The sequence below is a fragment of the Brevundimonas lutea genome, from assembly GCF_003704105.1.
GTDB classification, from domain to species: Bacteria; Pseudomonadota; Alphaproteobacteria; order Caulobacterales; family Caulobacteraceae; genus Brevundimonas; species Brevundimonas lutea.
Map to the genome: position 1 here is coordinate 289,673 of NZ_QUOQ01000002.1, position 19,033 is coordinate 308,705.

Sequence of the window (19,033 nt, forward strand, 5' to 3'; positions counted from 1 at the left end):
TGTTCACCACGCTCGCGCCGCGTGAAGTCAGAGCCTGCTCGCACCGTCATTGTTCCGTGCCGATCGGGGCGTGACCGCCGATGAAAACAAAGAGGAACAGCGACCAGTCGTTTACGATGTGTGCGATCGACGACGCCCACAGGCTGCGGGTGACCAGAAAGGCCGTGGTCAGCACCAGCCTTGCGACTCCGATGGTCCCGAAACACTGCACGAAGTTCCAGTCGTAGGTCGGCAGGTGCAGGGCCGCGAACCACGCTGTAGAAACCACGACCGCCGCTAGCGTCGCCGTGCGGCGGCTCATGCCGAGGCGGCGTGTGCACAGCCACAGCACAGCCAGAAGCGGCAGGATGGTGACCAGTTCCTCGCCGACCAGCTGGATCGCGCTGCGCGCCAGCAGAATGATCAGGTCCGACAGGCTTTCGGTCGTCAGACTGGAGACGATCGAGTTTGAGGCCAGGGTCGTGACCCGGGACAGGGCCAGGCCGGCGATGAAGGAGCAGACGATTGTCAGCAGCGCGAAGCCGATAGCGATCATCACGGTCTTCGGCCCGATCCGGCGAAGGATCAGCGGGCGACGCCCGTGGTGCGCGTAGAGGTAGGCCGCCATGGGCATCCCCGCGAACAACAGCGTCGGTATGAAGTTAAGAGGCGGCGTCGACCACGGAATAATCGCCAGCATGGTGAAGGCGGCGATCACGGCGGCCATCACCACGATCCAACCCGCGCCGGACACCGTCTCGACATCGTCGGCCAGACTGACATGCGGCCGCAGGCTCATGGAGCGGTCTCCAATGCGAACGCCGACTATGCCGCGCTACTGGGCGTCCGTAAATCTGAACTTCGCAACCCGTTGGCGCGGGAAACACGCGGCGATCGAGCCTTTCCGCCGCGTTAGCGCCGTTGCATGGCGACCGACCCCGCAGGGCCGCCGATCCTTGTTCTGACGCACCATGCGACGCGTGGGGGCGTTCGCCCGTGAATAAAGGACACCTTCGCTGCTGGCATGTCAGCCCTCGGGCTGGCTGTCCGCCAGCGCCGCCCGGTCCTTGGCGCCGAGACAGCGTTGAACCGGCGCGCCGTCAGCGCTCGGCTCGGTGCGCGGCGTGATCGAGGAGGGGCCCGTGGCGCCCTCGGCATAGGTCGCCAGGAACTGGCAACCGGTCAGCACATCGGTCAGCACGAACACGCCCGGCTGATCGGTCGGGGTCCGCGCCAACTGGGCTCCGGCGACGGCTTGCAGGGCGCCCAAAGGGTTCTCGACCGCCTGGGCGATCTCGGCCTGGCGCTGATTGGCGAATTCGACCGTCTGGCGGGCGTCCGCCACGGTCTGCTCGATCTCGGTCAGGGCCGAGGTGTCGATCGGGTCACAAGCCGCCAGGATGGAGGCGGCGGCGAGGGTGAGAACGGCGAGACGTGTCATCAGCTCGTGTTGACCGAGTTAGCCGCGCCAGTCTGTCTGGCAAAGGGTCGCACCGGCCATCGTCCCGCCTCAGGCCTGCGATCAGCTCGCGGCCTCGGCCTCGGCCGTCCACTGGGCCAGTTCGTCGCGGAAGGTGGGATCGCCTTCGCGGGTGATGTTGTCGATGCGCCAGGCGCCGGCCTCGCGGATCAGGTTCAGCACCATTGAGGTCTGGGCCTCGCCCTGGGTGATGGTCACGGCGGCGTCGGCGCGGTCCGGGCTCGTCTCGGTCACCGCCAGGTCTCGGATCACGATTTGGAAGGGATCCTGGCAGTTGCACAGCGGATCGGAGTTGAACCCGCCCGATTCGGTGGCCTGATAGGCCTCCATCTCGGCCCAGGCCGCTTCGGACCACAGCGCTTCGACGCCGAGCGGGGCCGGCCCGGTCTCCAGATTCGCATAGAGGTCGCGCACGAAGGTTTCGGCGGTGTCGGCCGACGCCGGTATGACCGCCGCGCTCTGGGCGGCCGCCCCGTCCGCGGCCACGGCGTCAGGGCCACCGGCTGTCGTCTGGGTGTCGGCGGGGCGGCAGGCCGAAACGCTTATGGCCACGGCGGCCGTCACGGCCAGGAACGAAACGACGCGCATAAGAAATCCCTCCAACGAAGGATCCCTATACAGGGATAACGCCGATCGACCGCCTCAATTCGCGACCTTGTGTGCAGGGGCCTCGGTCAGCACCCGCACCCCGTCACGGGCAACCGCCACAGTGTGTTCGAACTGCGCCGACAGCGAGCCGTCGGCGGTGACCACGGTCCAGCCGTCGTCCTCGGTGCGAACCGCGCGGCGCCCCTGGTTCAGCATCGGTTCGATGGTGAACACCATGCCCTCCCTCAGGGTCAGGCCGGTCCCGGGCTTGCCATAGTGCAGCACCTGGGGCTCCTCGTGCATCTCACGACCGATCCCGTGGCCGCAGAAGTCGCGAACCACGGAATAGCCGTAGCGCTTGGCGTGTCGCTCGATGGCATGGCCGATATCGCCCAGAGTGGCGCCCGGCCGCACGGTGCGGATGCCTTTCCACAACGCCTCCTCGGTCGCCCGCACCAGCCGGCGCGCCGGCGCCGCCGCCGAACCGATCAGATAGGTCTTGCTGGAATCGGCGATGAATCCGCCGGTCTCCAGGGTGATGTCCAGGTTGACGATATCACCGTCGGCCAGCACCTCGTCCGCGGACGGCACACCGTGACAGACCACCTGATTGCGCGAGCTGTTGAGCACGAAGCCATAGCCGTACTGGCCCTTGCTGGCCGGTCGGGACTTCAGCTCGTCGACGATGAAGGTCTCGACCCGGTCGTTGATCGCCAGCGTGCTCATGCCGAGCAGGTCCAGGCCGTCCAGATGGGCGAAGACCGCCGCCAGCCGCCGTCCGGCCTCGGCCATGAGCTCGACCTCCGCCGGCGACTTGATCATGCGGCCAGATCGGGCGCGGCCACCCCGGCCGCCTTCAGTTCGCGCGCCGCCAGCTCCTGAAACGACAGGCCGGGGTTCAGCTCGCACAGCATGCCGATCCTGATCCAGAAGGCAGCCTGGCCATTGATCGACCGGCACGACGCACGACTGGCCCGACGCAGCTGCTCGTGCAGCTCATCCTCGATGTTGACGATACCCATTCGAGCCTCCGGATATACGAAACGTATATGAATCGTATATAATCCGACGAGGATTGTGGCAACCGCCCGGGGGTCGGCGCCCGGCCGAGCCCGGTCGGCCTCAGCCGCCCATGGCCACGAAGGCGCCGTTGCGGAACCCCGGCTTGCCATAGGCGAAGCGCTCCCCCTCCGGCGTCACCATCCGCCCACCGGCTGCCTCCAGCACGGCCTGGCCGGCGGCGGTGTCCCACTCCATGGTCGGCCCGGTGCGCGGATAGACATCGCAGCGCCCCTCGGCGACCAGACAGAACTTGACCGAGGAATCCGCGCCCTGCCAGGCGCCGCAGCCGTGGCGATTGGCCAGGCGCTGGGCCTCTTCGTCGGTCATGGAATGGCTGACGACGGCGGCGGCGTTGGTCTCGGGCCGGACGCGCACGCGGATGGCGCGCCAGTCCTCGCCCTTCTGGCGGCGGAAGGCGCCGTCCGGGCCGCCGCGCCAGCTGACGCCCATGGCGGGCGCCACCACCGTGCCGACCACCGGCCGACCGTCGTCGATCAGGGCGATGTTGACGGTGAAGCTCTCGCCGCCGCGCATGAAGCCCTTGGTGCCGTCCAAGGGGTCTATCAGGAAGAACCGGGCATGGGCCGCGTCGGGCAGGCCGTCGGCTTCCGACGCCTCTTCGGCCACCACCTGGACATCCGGGTAGAGCTTGGCCAGGCATTTCAGGATCAGCGCCTCGGCCTTGCGGTCGGCCTCGGTCACCGGGCTCTCGTCCGATTTGGAGAAGACCTCATGCTCGGCGCGCCAGAACGGGAGGATCACCTCGGCCGCCTGTTCGGCGATCTCCGACAGGATGACGGGCAGGGCGCCGGAGGCGAGGTCGCGGGCGAGGGGATCGATCTGGGTCACCGGGGGTCATTAACGCCTAAGTGGCGGTTTTCCCATCGTCCAAATCCGTTATGACGGGGCGCCGCGTCGTCGCAGAAGGATTCCGCCCGCCCATGACCTCCGCTTCCTCGACCGACAGGGCCCCAACCGACGCCGCCTCCGCCGAACATCCCGACGGCCCGGCCTTGGCCAGCCTGATCGCCGGCAAGCTTTGCCACGACTTTATCAGCCCCTCGGGGGCGATCAGTTCCGGCCTCGATCTGCTGACCGATCCGGCTAACGCCGATATGCGCGATGACGTCATGGCCATGGTCGCCTCCAGCGCCGGGAAACTGACCGCCCTGGTTGCCTTTGCGCGAGTCGCCTACGGCGCGGCGACGACGGCGGAAACCTTTGCTTCGGACGAACTCAAGCCCTTGGTCGAGGGCGTGGTCGGCGGTGGCCGTACCACCCTGGACTGGAAGGTGAGCCCATCGACCCTGACCAAGGCCCAGGCGCGGGTCCTGGTCAATCTGGGTCAACAGACGGCCGCCGCGCTTCCCGGTGGCGGGGTTGCGACGATCGAGGGGCGGCTGGACGACGGCGGCGCCCTGGTTGTCGCCGGTCGCGCCGAGGGCCCTCGCGCGCGCCTCAAGGCCGAGGCGCTGGCCGGTCTGCGCGGCGAGCCGGTTGGAGACGGTCTGCCCGGGCAATGGATCCAGCCGCACTGGCTGTGGCGCGCCGTCATCGACGCGGGCGGTGCTCTGGTGGTCGAGACCGGAGACGGTCTGGTCACCCTGGCGGCGCGGGTCCCGCAATAAACGGCGGGCGACGGCGCCAGCCATACCGCTCGTTAACCGCCTAAGGCCGACAATGGGAGGCGTCACGCCTCGTGTGTCACAGAGCCTGAACCCCGTGCCCGATCCCCGCACCTGTTTGATCGTCGACGACAGCCGGATCATCCGCAAGGTGGCCCGTCGCATTGTCGAGGGCTTCGGCTTCGAGGTGGACGAGGCGGCCGACGGCGCCGAGGCCCTGGCCTGGTGCGCCACCGCCCTGCCGGACGTCATCCTGCTGGACTGGAACATGCCCGTGATGGACGGCCTGACCTTCCTTAAACGCCTCCGAGCCCAGCCGGGCGGGGATGGGCCGAAGATCCTGTTCTGCACCATCGAGACCGAGGTGGCCCGTATCGCCGAGGCCCTGGCGGCCGGCGCCGACGAATACGTCATGAAGCCGTTCGACGGCGAGATCCTGGAATCCAAGTTCGCCGAGGCGGGGGTGGTCTGAGCTGACGATGCGCCCCGAGGATTTCGAGCATCTGCAGTCGCTGCTCCTGACCCGGGCGGGGTTCGCGCTGACACGCGACCGCATGTATCTGGCCGATCATCGCCTGGGGCCGGTGGCGCGGCGCGAGGGATATGCCTCCGTCGAGGATCTACTCAAGGCGACGCGCGACCTGCCGGTCGGCAGCCTGGCCTGGTCGGTGATCGAGGCCATGCTGAACGCCGAGACCTGGTTCCGTCGCGACCGCGCGCCTTTCGCCTCCTTCGGCGAGGAACTGGCTCCGGCCATCTCGACCGTCCGGCCCGGGGGCCGGGTACGGGTCTGGTCAGCCGGCTGCGGCGCGGGCCAGGAGGCCTGGTCCCTGGCCATGATGGCGGCCGGCGCGGGGGTCCACGCCGAGATCCTGGGCACCGACCTGGCCCAGCGCCAGCTGGAGAAGGCCAAGGCCGGCCTCTACACCCAGTTCGAGGTCCAGCGCGGTCTCGCCGCCCGCCAGTTGCTGCAGTGGTTCGAGCCGCACGAGGAAGCTTGGCGCGTGGCCCCCCAGTTGCGCGGTATGGTTCGGTTCGAGCGCGATAATCTGATGGACGCGGTGCCTCCCGAAGGCGGCCGCTATGACGTGGTCTTCTGCCGCTATGTCCTGTCCGACATGGAGGTCACCCGCCGTCAACGGGTGCTGGAGCGGCTGGAGGCCAGCCTGGTCGATGACGGCTGCCTGTTCCTGGGGCTCGGCGAAAGCCCGGGCGAAGGCAACCCCGCCTTCCGCGCCGTGTCGGGCCGTCCCGGCCTGTTCGTCAAGACGGCCCGCCCGAGGATCCACCGGGCGGCGTAGGGCTCGCTTCAGGCCCCCAAGGGGCCGGCGTGGAAGAAAGCGACTCTCCTCAAGGGTAGTAAGCCGTGTCCCCGGCGAAGGCCGGGGTCCAGGGCCACGAGCGCAGACGTCACCCCAACCTCACGCAAGCCCTTCTGGGCCCCGGCCTTCGCCGGGGACGCGGGGAGGCGCGAGAGGCCGGAAGTTCCGGGCCACGATGGGTCACCAAGTTTGCTGAGGCTTTCCCGGGCCCATCCTCTGACGCATCATCCCTGCGAACGGGGGACTGTCCATGATCCGCATACTGCTGCTGCCACTGGCGCTTGGCCTAGCGCTTCTGCTCACGGTCTGGAGTGTGCAGACGCCTGCCCCGGCGCCGGTCGATGCGCCCGACACCGCCTTCTCGGCCGGGCGGGCCATGGCCGACATCCGCGAGATCGCCCAGCGGCCGCATCCGACCGGCTCGGAAGAGAATGCGCGCGTTCGCGCCTATCTGCTCCAACGCATGACGGGGCTGGGCCTGGAGGTCTCGACCCAGGAGGCCGCCCTGCCGGAGGCCAGCGTCGAGCGGCTGCGAGACTGGGGCGACGAACAGGCCGCCTCGCGCCGGCTGACCAATCTGATCGGCGTGCTGCCGGGTCAGGATCGCGACCTGCCCGCCCTGATGTTGATGGCCCACCACGACACCACCTGGCTGTCGCCCGGCGCCGCCGACGACTCGACCGGCGTGGCCGCCATCCTGGAAACGGTGCGGGCCATCCAGGCGCGCGGCGAGGTCCGTCGCGACATCGTCGTGCTGTTCACCGACGCCGAAGAGTTGGGGCTCGACGGGGCCCGCGCCTTTTTCGAGACGCATCCGCTGGCCGATCGCATCGGCATGGTCATCAATCTGGAGGCGCGGGGCGGCGGCGGCCTGGCCTCCATGTTCGAGACCGGGCCGGACAATGCCCAGACCATCGCCGCCTTCGTCGCCGCGACGCGGGGCGTCGAGGGCGGGGTCGCCAGCAATTCGGCGTCCATCGCCATCTACGAGGCCATGCCTAACGGCACCGACTACACCCTGGCGCGCGACCGGGGCATTCCCGGCCTGAACCTCGCCTTCACCGGCCGTGCCGATCACTACCACACCGCCGAATCCACGCCCGACGCTCTGGATCAGGGCAGCGTCCAGCATATCGGCGCCCAGGCCTTGGCCTCGGCCGACCGCCTGGCCCGCGCCGACACCCTGCCGGGCGAGACGGTCAACAGCGTCTATGCCGACTTGCTGGGCGTGACCGTGCTGGTGCTGCCGATGGTCTCGGGTTGGGTCGCCCTGGCCCTCACCGCCGCCCTGATGGCCTTCGCCGGCTGGCGCGCCCGACGGGCCGGCCGGCTCAGCCTCGGCGGTGTTGGACGGGGCCTCGCTGACGGCTTGGCGCTGCTGACCACCGGCCTGGTCGTCGCCAGCTTCATGCGGGGGCTCAGCGGCGGGCCGGTCGACAGCGGACTCGACTACTACGTCATGATGGCCCGGCTGCTGTGGCTGGAGGGCGGCGTGACCCTGGGCTTCGCCGCCATCGCCCTTGCGCTGCTGGCGGGCGGCGCGATCCGCCGGCCGTGGGTCGCCGTCGCCGTGGCCGTCATGGCCTTAGCGGCCACGCTGCTCTGGACCTTCGACATCGTCACCGTCGCAGCCGCCGTCATCGCAGCCGGCCTGTGGCTGCTGCCCCGTCGCGGCGAGCCTCAGGTCTGGGGCGGCTGGCTGGGTCTGACGGCTGTGGTCTTCGTCATCGGCTGCGCCCTTCAGGCGGTCAGCCCGGGCGCGGCCGTGCTGGTGGTCTGGCCACTGGCGGTCGCCGCCGTCGCGCTGGGCGTGAGCGCCGTGCTCGACCCCCGGCTTGATCGCATCGTCGGACAAATCCCACCCTTGGTCGCCACCGCCTTCGCCGGCGCCTGGCTGATGGTCAACTGGCACGGGGTCGCCCTCGCGGTCGGAATGGACCTGCCCGGCGCGCTCGGCCTGTTCGCCCTGATGATCCTGATGCTGGTCCGGCCTCTGGCCCCGGTCGGCGAGGGCGCGCGTCGCGGTCTGGCCGTAACCGCCGTCGCCTGTCTGGTGATCGGCGCCGCAGTGGCTGGCTGGGCCCGTGTCGCCGAGCCGCCGTCGGCCGCCATGCCGGACTTTAAGGCCGGGGTCGGCGCGGCCGACTGAGCGGCGAACTGGACAGACTGGACAAACTGGACTCTGCCCGGGCGACAATCCCGGACAGCAAAACGCCCGCCTCCCTTCCGGAAGGCGGGCGCTTCGTTCAACCGAAGCGGCTGGTTACTTGCGGGCGCGGCCGGCGCGGGCGGGCTTGCGGCCGCCCTGGCCCAGGCCCATCGACTTGGCCAGGTCCGAGCGGGCCTTGGCGTAGTTCGGCGCGACCATCGGATAGTCCTTGGGCAGGCCCCACTTGGCCCGATAGTCCTCGGGGCTCATGTCGTACTTGGTGCGCAGGTGGCGCTTCAGCGACTTGAACTTGCGGCCGTCCTCCAGGCAGATCAGGAAGTCGGGCGTGATCGACTTGCGAACCGAGACGGCCGGCTCCTGCGGCTCCGGCTCCGGCTCGGACGGACCCGAGCTGACCGAGGTCAAGGCGGCATGGATGTTCTGGATCAGGCCGGGCAGTTCGCCGGCGGCGACACTGTTGTTGCCGACATAGGCCGACACGATGTCGGCGGTCATCTCAAGCAGGGCGGACTGTTCGTCCACGTGGGTCTCTTCCACCATCGGTGATGTTCTTCTCTGGACTTGAGGCGCGGCCCGCCCCGGACGCGTCGTCAATAATCAGAATGGGGGATGAAAGCAAATCGCTCCCGAAGTGCGGGTTCGATTCGCGTTGTGCGTGAGTAATGCGCGCCGCTAGACCGGATCAGCGACCGAAGTCGGACGCCAGGGCCAGCATCGCCGCCCGCTCCGGAGCCGAGTATTCGTCGGCGCTCTGCTCGTCGCCTTCGCGGATGGCCCGCAACAGGGCTGGCGTCAGGGCCGAGGACAGCGACCAGTTCCAGTAGCGCAGCACCGTCTGGGCCCGGTCCACCGCCATCATGTCGTAGGTGACCAGCACCCGCTCCCACGCCGGGCTCAGCGTTCCGTCCGACAGCACCTCGGGCCGCCGCATGGCGCGCCACAGCCGGGTCAGATCGTTCTTGGTCATGCCCGTGGCCTTGCACAGGATGGCCAGGGGCTCGCCGCCCGCATCGGACAGCAGCTTGGCCCCCGTCAGCGGCTTGATGCCGGCCAGGTAGGAGATCTCAGCCGCGATCTCGCGACTGAAGCCGGCCTCGGCCGCCGCCACCGCCTGCTCCAGACTGTCGTAGGGCGACTTCTCGATGGCGGCGCGGTTCCTTTGGCGGCGCTCGATGAACTGCAGCGCCTTGCGTGACACCGGGTCCTGCCAGTTCTCCCGGGCCGCCATAGGGAAGATGTCCTCGGACACCTCCTGCATCACTTCGCGCGACACGCCGAAGCGCGACAGGATGATGCGGCGATCCTCCGGCCCGGCCCACCAGAACATGACATAGGCGCCCGACGGCCGCAGTTCGGGTCGGCGCAGCAGCAGGCCGCACAGCTCGGGCGCCTCGCGGCTGAGACTGACCACGCCCTCGATCGCCACCTGCGACAGCCGGGCCGTCTGGTTCTTCAGAACCGCCTGGATCACCTCGGTCTCGCCAAAGCTGAGCAGGGTCTCGGACACCACTTCCGACAGGCCGCGTCGGTGGGCGATCATCTCGCGGTGAGCCTGCTGCGCGTCGCGGGCGGCGGCCACCAGATCGGCGTCGGTCAGGCTGGCGCACTGTTCGAACAGGTGCCGGGCGATGCGCGGCTCGTCGCGCAGCAGCAGGCGCGTCAGGGTGTTGGGCAATTCGTTGAGCGGCGCCAGGCGGACCGCCACCTTCTCGCGCTCGTCCTCCGAGGCCAGGCGCAACATCTCGACCAGAAGGTCGCCCGTCACCGCCCGTTCGAAGGCGTTGATCCGGCTGGCCGGCAGGGAGACGACGTCCGCCAGACGCTTCAGCAGCGCATGGCGCGCGCGGAAACTCGCCTGCCGCGGCAGGCCCAGGGCCTCGTCGTCGAGCAGCAGTGCGTCGGACATGCACCGACGCTACAGGCCAAGCGGTTAACCGAGGGTGACGGCGTGTCTTGACAGTGCCGGGCGCCAGTCGGCAGCCTTCGTCATGGCCGAAAGCCCTGATGATCGATCGAAAGACCTCGGGGCGCGTCGCCAGTCCGACCTGCGGGCGTCCTGGGCGCAGAATGCCGACTTTTCGGACCGCAGACGGATGCAGTTCGACACCCAGCCGCTCTACAGCGACGCTCTTCGGCAGATCGGTCAACTGACCGGGTTGACCCGGATCGTAGAGATCGGATGCGGCAACGGGGATTTCGCGGCCCACCTCTCGGCTCAATATCCGGCCATCCCCCTTGTCGCGTCGGACCTGGAGGGGCCGCGACTGGAGCGCGCGCGCGCCGAACACTCCGGCCTGAGTTTCGAGAGCGGGGACGCTCTGGCCATGTTGGAGCGGCATCAGGAGCCTGGCGTCCTGTTCGTGGCCATGAACGTCTTCGGCAACCTTTCGCCCGACGAGATCGACGCCCTCTTCACCGGGTTCTCCGCTCCGGGAGCCGCCCTGACGTTCCTGGCCGGCGGATTGCCCCCAGACCGGCCGGAGCGCTCCGCCGAAAGGCGGGTGGGCTGGAATCACAACTTCGTCGACCTCCTGCGACGCAGTCGGCTGGTAGTGCGCCATTGTCGCATCGAATACGCCGCCAATCCGGAAGGCCGCGCCGCCTATGTGGTCACCGCCGCGACGCCGCAGGACAGATGATGCCGATCGCCTACAGCCCTTCGAACAGCGCCGTGGACAGATAGCGCTCGGCGAAGCTGGGGATGATGGCGACGATGGTCTTGCCGGTGTTTTCCTCAAGCGCGGCCAGGCGGAAGGCGGCCACAAGGGCGGCGCCGGAGCTAATGCCGACCGGGATGCCTTCAACACGGGCGACCTTCCTGGCCATCTCGAAGCTTTCGTCGTTGGTCACCGTCTCGACCCCGTCGATCACGGCGCGATCAACAACCGGGGGAATGAAGCCGGCCCCGATGCCCTGGATCTTGTGCGGGCCCGGCTGGCCGCCGGACAGCACGGGAGAATCCGCCGGTTCGACCGCGATCATGCGGACCGACGGCTTCCTGTCCTTCAGCACCTGGCCGACGCCGGTGATGGTGCCCCCGGTGCCGACGCCGGCGATGACGATGTCGACCGCGCCGCCGGTGTCGGCCCAGATCTCCTCGGCGGTGGAGACACGGTGGATGGCGGGATTGGCCGGGTTTTCGAACTGCGAGGGACTGACGGCGCCGGGCGTGGCGGCCAGTAGTTCCTCGGCGCGGGCGATGGCGCCCTTCATGCCCTTCTCGGCCGGGGTCAGTTCCAGTTCGGCGCCCAGGAGAGCCAGCATCTTGCGGCGCTCCATCGACATGCTCTCGGGCATGCACAGGATCAGCCGATATCCCTTGGCGGCGGCGACGAAGGCCAGGGCGATGCCCGTATTGCCGCTGGTCGGCTCGATCAGCACCGAGCCGGGACCGATGCGACCGGCCTGCTCCAGCGCCTCAATCATGGCCACGCCGATCCGATCCTTGACCGAGGCGATCGGGTTGAAGAACTCCAGCTTGGCCAGCACCGTGGCCTTCGGCTTCAGCTCGGCCGACAGGCGCGGCAGCCCGACCAGCGGCGTGTCGCCAATGGTGTCCAGGATCGAGTCATAGACCTTGCCGCGGCCGGACTTCCTGTGGCGAGCGGCGTCGTAGGACGATGGGGTGACGGTGTCGGACATTGGACGAGGGCTCCGAACGGGGGGCGCAAGCGGAACGCCAAGCGCTCCCGGATTGCCTGATCTAGGAAGCGGGCGAGGCAGCGACAACCGGTCCGTTGTGACCAGGCGACGGCATGGCTAAAGACGCCGGATGCCCATGCGCCTGTCCCGCTTTCGCAAGTCCTTCCCGCTCGACGGCCAGACCCTTGCGGTTGAGCACGAAGCCTTTGTCGAGAGTAGCCGCTCGACCCTAAAGGTCGATGGCGAGGTCGTGGCTGAGGACGGGGTGGAGAAGGGCCAGCCCGATCCCCTGCGCAACCATCTGCTGACCTGGGCCCGGCCCGACGGCCGCGTGTTGACCGTCGAGATCGGGCCGGCCAACACCTGGAGCTATGGCTGCCACGCCCGGCTGGACGGCGAAACCGTGTTCGAGACCCATCCCGGCAAGGCGCTGGGTTACGGACCGAAGATGCAGGCCTATCTGAAATGGGCCGAGGCCAACAACACGCCGGAGATGAAGGCCCGCAACGAGGCGGCGCTGAAGCGCAACTGGCCGTCCCTGGCGACCGACATCGTGCTGGGCCTGGGCTTCTTCTTCGTGGCGCGCGAGTTCGGCCTGGTCACCGCCGCGGTCGGCGGCGCCGCGGCGGGCCTGATCCTGTGGGTCGCGCAGAAACTGACCAAGATCGACCTGCTGGGCGGCCTGGCCATGTTCGGCATCGTCATGGCTTTGCTCTCGGCGGCCTTCGCCCTGATCTTTCAGGATGACCGCATCATCCAGCATCGCGGCACCATCATGGGCATCGTCGGGGCCATACCGTTCCTGATCGACGGCCTGACAGGCGGTCAGCGACTGGCCGCGCGCCTGGCCCGCTATTTCGTGTTCGATGTTGACGCGCGGCGACTGGGCATCGGCATGGGCATTCTCGGCTTCGCATCGGCGGGGATGAACGCGGCGGCGGTGGCGCTGCTGTCTCAGGACATGTGGCTGATCTTCACCACCTTCCTGGATATCCCCATCGCTCTGGTGCTGTTCTTTGTCATGCTGGCCTGGGTGCGCAAGGGGCCCGAGGCGCGCGCCTATTGAGGCTGCGTGATGAAGCCTTTTGCCCGGCAGGACGTTGGGGCCGGACGCCGACCTGGGTAGTCACGGGCGGCGCCGGGGAGACCGACCACTGAGCCCGCCTGCCGACACCGCCTTTCTGAACAGCACGGGCGAGATGGCGCGCCGTATCGGCGCCTTCGACTGGGCCACGACGCCGCTCGGTCCCATTGCCACTTGGCCCCAGAGCCTCAGGACCGCCGTCGGGCTGATGGTTGCGGCGCCTAATCCCATCGTGTTGCTTTGGGGTCTCGAAGGGGTGCTGATCTACAACGACGGCTACGCCCGCTTCGCCGGAGAACGGCATCCCCAGCTGCTCGGCATGGGCACGCGCGAGGGCTGGCCCGAGATCGCCGAACACAACGACCGCATGATTCGCCGGGTGCTGGGCGGCGAGCCCGTCTCGCTGAAGGATCAGCAGTTGGTCCTGGATCGTCGTGGCCAGGGGCCTGAGCCGGCCTGGATGGACCTCGACTACACGCCCGTGCCCGACGAGACCGGCCGGCCGGCCGGCGTCATGGTGTTCGTCACCGAGACCACCGAGCGTTTCCTTGCCGACGAACGCAGCCGTGTGCGCGAGGAACGGCTCGACATGGCGCTGGACATCGGCGGCGGCGTCGGAGTGTGGGACTGGGACGTGCCGAACGACCGCGTCTATGCCGACAAGCGGTTCGCGCGGCTGTATGGCGTCGATCCCCGCATGGCCAGCGACGGCGCCGCGATCGAACAGTTCTTCGCCGCCATGCATGCAGGCGACGCCGAACGGGTGCAGGGCGAGATTTCTCACGCCCTATCGACCGGCGAGCCGTTCCGGTCGGAGTATCGGCTGGTCCAGGCGGACGGCGAGGTGCGCTGGGTCGCGGCGCTCGGGCGGCCGGAGCGGGACGCGGACGGCCGGACCATTCGTTTCCCGGGAGTCACTTTCGATATCACGGAACGGCGTCGAACCGATGAGACGCTGGCGGAGCGCGAGCTGCGCTATCGCACATTGTTCGAGACGATCGACGAAGGCTTCTGCGTCATCGAGTTCCTGGATGGGCCCGAGGGCCCGCTCAGCGACTATGTGCATGTCGAGGCCAACGCCGCCTATGAGGCCAACGCCGGCATTTCGAATGTCGTGGGCCAGAAGGTCCGCGAGATGGTCCCGGACGAAGCGGGAAGCTGGGTCGAGCTGTATCGCGGCGTGCTGACGTCCGGCCAGCCGATACGCTTTGAAAAGGAGCTGGAGGCCACCGGGCGCTGGCTGGAGCTGGCGGCCTTTCGGGTCGGCGATCCCGAGCGTCGCCAGGTTGCGGTGCTGTTCAAGGACCTGACGGACAGAAAACAGGCCGAGCGGTCGCTTCAGGCCCTCAACGCCACCCTGGAGCATCGCGTCGCCGAGGCTGTGGCCGAGAAGAAGCTGTGGGCCGACATCATCGAGAGCGCCGACGCCTTTGTTCAGGTGGTCGACCGCGAGGGCCGGTGGCTAGCCATCAACAACGCCTCGGCGACCGAGTTCGAGCGCATCTTCGGCGTCCGTCCCGAAGCCGGTCAGAAGATGTCCGACGCCATCGCTCACCTGCCGGGCGAGGCGGCCGCGGTGAAGGCGATCTGGGATCGCGCCCTGGCCGAGGCGCCCTTCACCGAGGTCCAGGAGTTCGGCGATCCCTCCCGGGACCGGCGCTTCTACGAAATGCGCTACTACCCTCTGATGAGCGCCGACGGCGACCGGCTGGGGGCCTATCAGATCGTCAATGACGTCACAGACCGGCTGGCTGAGCAGGCGCGGCTGCGCGAGGCAGAGGAGGCCTTGCGCCAGAGCCAGAAGATGGAGGCGATCGGCCAACTGACCGGCGGCATCGCCCACGACTTCAACAATCTGCTGGCCGGGATCATCGGCAGTCTGGAGCTGCTGTCCAAACGGCTTTCCGAGAACCGCCTGTCCGGCATCGAGCGCTATATCGAGGCGGCCTCCGGATCGGCCCAGCGGGCGGCCAGCCTGACCCAGCGGCTACTGGCCTTCTCGCGACGCCAGACGCTGGACCCCCGGCCGACCGATCTCAATCGGCTGATTGGGGGCATGGAGGACCTGATCCGACGCAGCGTGGGCCCGGCGGTGGAGGTCGAGGTGGTCGGTGCGGGCGGCCTTTGGACCACGCGGGTCGATCCGTCTCAGCTGGAGAACGCCCTGCTGAACCTGTGCATCAACGCCCGGGACGCGATGGCGCCCCAAGGCGGTCGGCTGACCATCGAGACCGCCAACAAATGGCTGGACGATCGCCATGCCCGCGAACGCGACCTGCCGCCGGGCCAGTATGTGTCGCTCTGCGTCACGGACACCGGCACGGGAATGACGCCCGAAATCATCGACAAGGCCTTCGATCCCTTCTTCACCACCAAGCCGATGGGGCAGGGCACGGGGCTGGGGCTGTCGATGGTGCACGGCTTTGTGCGTCAGTCGGGTGGCCAGGTGCGCATCTATTCCGAGGCCGGCGACGGCACCACCATGTGCCTGTATCTGCCGCGCCATCTGGGCGCGGCAGATGAGATCGATCCCGAGGCTCTGACGGCTGCTGAGCCGAACGGCCATGGCGAGACGGTGCTGGTCATCGACGACGAGCCCACCGTGCGCATGCTGATCGTCGAGGTGCTGGGCGAAGCCGGCTATCATGTCCTCCAGGCGGAAGACGGCGCGTCGGGTCTGGAGGTGCTGCGCTCCGAGATGGCCATCGATCTGCTGGTCACCGATGTTGGCCTGCCGGGCGGGCTGAACGGGCGCCAGGTCGCCGATGCCGCCCGCGCCCTGAGGCCCGACCTCAAGGTTCTGTTCGTCACCGGCTACGCCGAGAACGCCGTGATCGGCAACGGCCACCTGGAGCCCGGCATGGCGGTTATCACCAAACCCTTCGTCGTCGCCGACCTGGCGGCCAAGGTCACCGAGATGATCGAGGGTTAGCGCCGGACCCTAACCCGCCGTTAACCACGATCCCGCATCCGTCTTGGGGTGCGCAATCTCGTTTCAGCCATCAACGCCGTCGATCCCCTGGTGGTGACCGGGAAGGTGGCGGCTGTGTCCGGACTCTTGATTGAAGCCCGGGGCGGGATCAGCCGGTTGGCCGTGGGCGCCCGAGCCGAGATCGGCCGCGGCCGGGGACTGGACGCCCTGCCGGCCGAATGCGTGGGGTTTCAGGGGGAGAAGGCGCTGTTGATGCCCTTCGGCCCGGTCGAGGGCGTGGCGCCGAGCGCTGACATCCGCATCATCGACACCGCCGCCAGCGTGCGCCCCAGCCTGGCCTGGCTAGGCCGGATCGTGAACGCCTTTGGCCAGCCGATCGACGGCAAGGGGCCGCTGCCGGTGGGGCCGGCGCCCTATCCGCTGAGGGCTCCGCCGCCGCCGGCCCATGCGCGCGGCCGGGTCGGCGAGCGGCTGGACCTTGGCGTCAGGGCCATGGACGTCTTCACCACCACCTGCCGGGGTCAGCGCCTGGGCATCTTCGCCGGCTCGGGCGTCGGCAAGTCGGTGCTGCTGTCGATGCTGGCGCGCCAGGCGACCTGTGACGCGGTGGTGGTCGGGCTGATCGGCGAACGGGGCCGCGAAGTCCGGGAGTTCATCGAGGAGACCCTGGGCGAGGAGGGGCTGAAGCGCGCCATCGTGGTGGTGGCGACCAGTGACGAACCGGCCCTGACGCGCCGCCAGGCGGCCTATATGACCATGGCCTGCGCCGAGTATCTGCGGGATCAGGACCTGGAGGTGCTGTGCCTGATGGACTCGGTGACCCGCTTCGCCATGGCCCAGCGCGAGATCGGCCTGGCCGCGGGCGAGCCGCCGACCACCAAGGGATACACCCCCACCTGCTTTTCGGAACTGCCCAAGCTGCTGGAGCGGGCTGGGCCGGGGCCGATCCGTCCGGACGGCACCGAGGCGGCGCCGATCACCGCCCTGTTCACCGTGCTGGTTGACGGTGGCGACCATGACGAGCCGATCGCGGATGCGGTGCGCGGCATTCTGGACGGCCACATCGTGATGGACAGGAAGATCGCCGAGCGGGGCCGCTTTCCCGCCATCGACGTGCTGAAGTCGGTCAGCCGCACCATGCCGGCATGCCAGACGTTGCCGGAGCGCGAGCTGAACCGGCGGGCGCGCCAGTGCCTCAGCGCCTATTCCAACATGGAGGAGCTGATCCGCATCGGCGCCTATCGCGCCGGGGCCGATCCGATCGTCGACCGGGCCATCGCCCTGAACCCCGCGCTGGAGGGATTCCTGACCCAGGCGCCGGAAGACGCCACCCGTCTTGACGAGTCCTTTACCCGCCTGGAGGCAATCCTGAACCAGGGCATGGCCGAACCGGCATAAGGGGCTGACCGCATGACGACCTGGGCGCAATCACTCATCCGCATCTCCACCTATGAGGTCGAGACGCTGCAGAAGCGCCTGGCCGACATCGCCGACCGTAGAGCCGCCGCCCACATCCGTCTGGGCGTGCTGGACGCCGAGGCCGAGATCGAGCGCGACCGCGCTCGGGCCGACCCGTCCGCCCAGATGATGCTCAACGCCTATCTGAATGGCTGGAAGGCCCGAAAGGGCGCCGCCGAGGGCGATGTGGTGGTGCTGGAGGCCGAGGAGGCGGGGGCCCGCGACGCCCTGTCCGGAGCTTTCGAGGAACTGAAGAAGTTCGAGCATGTCGCCGAGGCGACCCGGCTCAAGGCCCTGGTCGCTGCGACCAAGCGCGAGAACGCCGCCTTCGACGAGATCGCTCTGAGACGACGTGCATAGTCGCGGTCCTTCTCCCCTCGTGGGAGAAGGTGGGCGGCGAAGCCGCTCGGATGAGGGGGCTGTCGGCCCGCGCATCCCTTTCGGACATTCGATCTGATGACACAGCCCCCTCATCCGTCTCGCTGCGCGAGCCACCTTCTCCCCCAAGGGCAGAAGGATTTGAGCCGCCGCCATATTCTCGCCGCCGCCCCCTCCCTCGCCCTCATGGGCTGTAGCCGCGCGCCCACCGCATCGCCGGTGATCGACCTGCCCTCGCTCAAATCCACGGCGCCGTTCCCGGTTGGGGTCTGCGCCATGACCGGCCACCTGGACGACCCGGCCTGGGTCGACCTGGTCTCGACCCACTTCTCCCAGCTGACGCCGGAGTGGGAGATGAAGATGGAGCGGCTGGTCAGGGATGACGGGACGCTGGACTTCACCGCCTCGGACCGGCTGGCCGACTTCTGCGCCGATCAGCGGATGCGCCTCTTCGGCCATACGTTGATCTGGTACGCTCAGGAGCATCCGTGGTTTCAGGCCCTGCCCGAGGACCGGTTCGCGACCGAGCATGACCGCTACGTCCGCACCACGGTCGAGCGCTACCGTGGTCGGGCGGTCGGCTGGGACGTGGTCAACGAGCCGGTCGCCGAGGACGGGAACGGCTATCGCGAGTGCCTGTGGAGCCGACGGTTCGGTGGGGTCGACGGCTATATCCGACGGGCCTTCGACGTGGCGCGCGAGGCCGACGGCGAGGCTGTGCTGTTCCTCAACGACTACAACCTCGAGAACAATCCGACCAAGGGCGCCAGCTACCTGAGGCTGGTCGAGCGGCTGCTGGCGGCCGGGACCCCGATCACCGGTCTAGGCACGCAATCGCACCTCGACATCACCATTCCCGAGGGTCAGATCACCGCCTTCATGCGCGAACTGGCCGGATTCGGCCTGCCTATCCATGTGTCCGAGCTGGACGCGTCGCTGGAGAGCGGCCGCCGGGTGGATGTCCGCTCGGACGCGACGCGCGAGAGCCAGCAGCGCGACCGGGTGGTCGAACTGGCCGAGGCCTTCATGGCGTTGCCGCCCGCTCAGCGCTGGGCTTTTACGGTCTGGGGCGCTCGCGATTCCGACAGCTGGATGCGTCTCCGCGAGGATGGCGGGGGGCCGAACGATCGGCCGCTGCTGTTCGACGATCGCGGCCGGCCCAAGCCGGTGGCCGCTGACGTCGCCCAGATTTTCGCGGGCGGCTGACGCCGAAGGAAAAGCCCCGCCGATGTCTCCATCGGCGGGGTCAGAATCGAAAAAGATGGGCCGCCGACGTTTCCATCGGCGGCCCGGCCTCGCCCAAGCCGATCCCG

The 19,033-nt window shown here is 68.5% G+C and carries 19 protein-coding genes; 10 read left to right on the forward strand and 9 right to left on the reverse strand.

From position 1 onward, the window contains the following. Positions 1-46: 46 nt before the first annotated feature. The 6 genes from EES48_RS01530 to cysQ all read right to left on the reverse strand — a co-directional run bounded on the left by EES48_RS01530 (position 47) and on the right by cysQ (position 3,958). Positions 47-778 (reverse strand): CPBP family intramembrane glutamic endopeptidase, encoded by a 732-nt coding sequence (locus EES48_RS01530; RefSeq protein ID WP_122464615.1) that lies wholly within the window; start codon positions 776-778, stop codon positions 47-49. Positions 779-1,006: 228 nt separating this feature from the next. Beyond that, positions 1,007-1,420 carry a hypothetical protein gene (locus EES48_RS01535; protein WP_122464616.1) on the reverse strand — a complete coding sequence of 138 codons (414 nt, stop codon included), beginning with the start codon at positions 1,418-1,420 and terminating at the stop codon, positions 1,007-1,009. A gap of 81 nt (positions 1,421-1,501) precedes the next feature. Next, positions 1,502-2,047, reverse strand: a complete 546-nt coding sequence (locus tag EES48_RS01540) for a DUF3828 domain-containing protein (RefSeq protein WP_122464617.1) — start codon at positions 2,045-2,047, stop codon at positions 1,502-1,504. Between the two features lie 54 nt (positions 2,048-2,101). Beyond that, positions 2,102-2,869 carry a type I methionyl aminopeptidase gene (gene map / locus EES48_RS01545; protein ID WP_122464618.1) on the reverse strand — a complete coding sequence of 256 codons (768 nt, stop codon included), beginning with the start codon at positions 2,867-2,869 and terminating at the stop codon, positions 2,102-2,104. Then, positions 2,866-3,069 (reverse strand): ParD-like family protein, encoded by a 204-nt coding sequence (locus tag EES48_RS01550; RefSeq protein ID WP_122464619.1) that lies wholly within the window; start codon positions 3,067-3,069, stop codon positions 2,866-2,868. Before EES48_RS01550 ends, map begins: the two co-directional genes overlap by 4 nt. Positions 3,070-3,169: 100 nt before the next feature. Further along, on the reverse strand, positions 3,170-3,958 hold the full coding sequence (cysQ, locus tag EES48_RS01555) for a 3'(2'),5'-bisphosphate nucleotidase CysQ (RefSeq protein WP_122464620.1): 789 nt from the start codon (positions 3,956-3,958) through the stop codon (positions 3,170-3,172). Between the two features lie 92 nt (positions 3,959-4,050). Here cysQ and chpT point away from each other — a divergent pair, with 92 nt between their 5' ends. From chpT to EES48_RS01575, 4 genes are all read left to right on the forward strand, one after another. Next, positions 4,051-4,737: a histidine phosphotransferase ChpT gene (gene chpT, locus EES48_RS01560; RefSeq protein ID WP_122464621.1), complete on the forward strand. Its 687-nt coding sequence runs from the start codon at positions 4,051-4,053 to the stop codon at positions 4,735-4,737. A 52-nt stretch (positions 4,738-4,789) separates the two neighbouring features. Then, on the forward strand, positions 4,790-5,206 hold the full coding sequence (locus EES48_RS01565; protein WP_122464622.1) for a response regulator: 417 nt from the start codon (positions 4,790-4,792) through the stop codon (positions 5,204-5,206). 7 nt (positions 5,207-5,213) lie between these two features. Further along, a complete protein-coding gene (locus tag EES48_RS01570) occupies positions 5,214-6,035 on the forward strand; it encodes a CheR family methyltransferase (protein WP_122464623.1) in 822 nt (273 codons plus the stop codon). Between the two features lie 271 nt (positions 6,036-6,306). Then, a complete protein-coding gene (locus EES48_RS01575; protein ID WP_240623177.1) occupies positions 6,307-8,205 on the forward strand; it encodes a M20/M25/M40 family metallo-hydrolase in 1,899 nt (632 codons plus the stop codon). A gap of 114 nt (positions 8,206-8,319) precedes the next feature. On the opposite strand, the gene EES48_RS01580 is transcribed toward EES48_RS01575, so the two are convergent. Next, positions 8,320-8,748: a Ros/MucR family transcriptional regulator gene (locus tag EES48_RS01580; RefSeq protein ID WP_122465084.1), complete on the reverse strand. Its 429-nt coding sequence runs from the start codon at positions 8,746-8,748 to the stop codon at positions 8,320-8,322. A 160-nt stretch (positions 8,749-8,908) separates the two neighbouring features. Further along, the gene (locus tag EES48_RS01585; RefSeq protein ID WP_122464624.1) at positions 8,909-10,132 is read right to left on the reverse strand and encodes a DUF2336 domain-containing protein; all 1,224 of its coding nucleotides are present in this window, start codon (positions 10,130-10,132) and stop codon (positions 8,909-8,911) included. Between the two features lie 82 nt (positions 10,133-10,214). On the opposite strand from EES48_RS01585, the gene EES48_RS01590 reads away from it, so the two are divergent. Beyond that, complete coding sequence (locus EES48_RS01590; RefSeq protein WP_122464625.1) at positions 10,215-10,865, forward strand: class I SAM-dependent methyltransferase; 651 nt, start codon at positions 10,215-10,217, stop codon at positions 10,863-10,865. Positions 10,866-10,875: 10 nt separating this feature from the next. On the opposite strand, the gene cysK is transcribed toward EES48_RS01590, so the two are convergent. Next, the gene (gene cysK, locus EES48_RS01595) at positions 10,876-11,868 is read right to left on the reverse strand and encodes a cysteine synthase A (protein ID WP_122464626.1); all 993 of its coding nucleotides are present in this window, start codon (positions 11,866-11,868) and stop codon (positions 10,876-10,878) included. A 136-nt stretch (positions 11,869-12,004) separates the two neighbouring features. On the opposite strand from cysK, the gene EES48_RS01600 reads away from it, so the two are divergent. The 5 genes from EES48_RS01600 (at position 12,005) to EES48_RS01620 (ending at position 18,926) form a co-directional block, all read left to right on the forward strand. Continuing rightward, a complete protein-coding gene (locus EES48_RS01600; RefSeq protein WP_122464627.1) occupies positions 12,005-12,934 on the forward strand; it encodes a hypothetical protein in 930 nt (309 codons plus the stop codon). 133 nt (positions 12,935-13,067) lie between these two features. Beyond that, entirely contained in the window at positions 13,068-15,884 is a 2,817-nt protein-coding gene (locus EES48_RS01605; protein WP_122464628.1) for a PAS domain-containing sensor histidine kinase, read from the forward strand. Positions 15,885-15,932: 48 nt separating this feature from the next. Continuing rightward, positions 15,933-17,282, forward strand: coding sequence for a flagellar protein export ATPase FliI (gene fliI / locus EES48_RS01610; RefSeq protein WP_122464629.1), 1,350 nt, complete (start codon positions 15,933-15,935; stop codon positions 17,280-17,282). Positions 17,283-17,294: 12 nt separating this feature from the next. Beyond that, positions 17,295-17,702, forward strand: coding sequence for a flagellar export protein FliJ (locus EES48_RS01615; RefSeq protein ID WP_122464630.1), 408 nt, complete (start codon positions 17,295-17,297; stop codon positions 17,700-17,702). 159 nt (positions 17,703-17,861) lie between these two features. Next, positions 17,862-18,926: an endo-1,4-beta-xylanase gene (locus tag EES48_RS01620; RefSeq protein WP_240623178.1), complete on the forward strand. Its 1,065-nt coding sequence runs from the start codon at positions 17,862-17,864 to the stop codon at positions 18,924-18,926. Positions 18,927-19,033 lie beyond the last annotated feature (107 nt).

Excerpts from the sequence above, each read along its gene's own strand:
- EES48_RS01530 (WP_122464615.1), bottom strand. The coding sequence starts at position 778 with ATGAGCCTGCGGCCGCATGTCAGTCTGGCCGACGATGTCGAGACGGTG.
- EES48_RS01535 (WP_122464616.1), bottom strand. The coding sequence starts at position 1,420 with ATGACACGTCTCGCCGTTCTCACCCTCGCCGCCGCCTCCATCCTGGCG.
- EES48_RS01540 (WP_122464617.1), bottom strand. The coding sequence starts at position 2,047 with ATGCGCGTCGTTTCGTTCCTGGCCGTGACGGCCGCCGTGGCCATAAGC.
- map (WP_122464618.1), bottom strand. The coding sequence starts at position 2,869 with ATGATCAAGTCGCCGGCGGAGGTCGAGCTCATGGCCGAGGCCGGACGG.
- EES48_RS01550 (WP_122464619.1), bottom strand. The coding sequence starts at position 3,069 with ATGGGTATCGTCAACATCGAGGATGAGCTGCACGAGCAGCTGCGTCGG.
- chpT (WP_122464621.1), top strand. The coding sequence starts at position 4,051 with ATGACCTCCGCTTCCTCGACCGACAGGGCCCCAACCGACGCCGCCTCC.
- EES48_RS01565 (WP_122464622.1), top strand. The coding sequence starts at position 4,790 with ATGGGAGGCGTCACGCCTCGTGTGTCACAGAGCCTGAACCCCGTGCCC.
- EES48_RS01570 (WP_122464623.1), top strand. The coding sequence starts at position 5,214 with ATGCGCCCCGAGGATTTCGAGCATCTGCAGTCGCTGCTCCTGACCCGG.
- EES48_RS01575 (WP_240623177.1), top strand. The coding sequence starts at position 6,307 with ATGATCCGCATACTGCTGCTGCCACTGGCGCTTGGCCTAGCGCTTCTG.
- EES48_RS01585 (WP_122464624.1), bottom strand. The coding sequence starts at position 10,132 with ATGTCCGACGCACTGCTGCTCGACGACGAGGCCCTGGGCCTGCCGCGG.
- EES48_RS01590 (WP_122464625.1), top strand. The coding sequence starts at position 10,215 with ATGGCCGAAAGCCCTGATGATCGATCGAAAGACCTCGGGGCGCGTCGC.
- cysK (WP_122464626.1), bottom strand. The coding sequence starts at position 11,868 with ATGTCCGACACCGTCACCCCATCGTCCTACGACGCCGCTCGCCACAGG.
- EES48_RS01600 (WP_122464627.1), top strand. The coding sequence starts at position 12,005 with ATGCGCCTGTCCCGCTTTCGCAAGTCCTTCCCGCTCGACGGCCAGACC.
- EES48_RS01605 (WP_122464628.1), top strand. The coding sequence starts at position 13,068 with ATGGCGCGCCGTATCGGCGCCTTCGACTGGGCCACGACGCCGCTCGGT.
- EES48_RS01615 (WP_122464630.1), top strand. The coding sequence starts at position 17,295 with ATGACGACCTGGGCGCAATCACTCATCCGCATCTCCACCTATGAGGTC.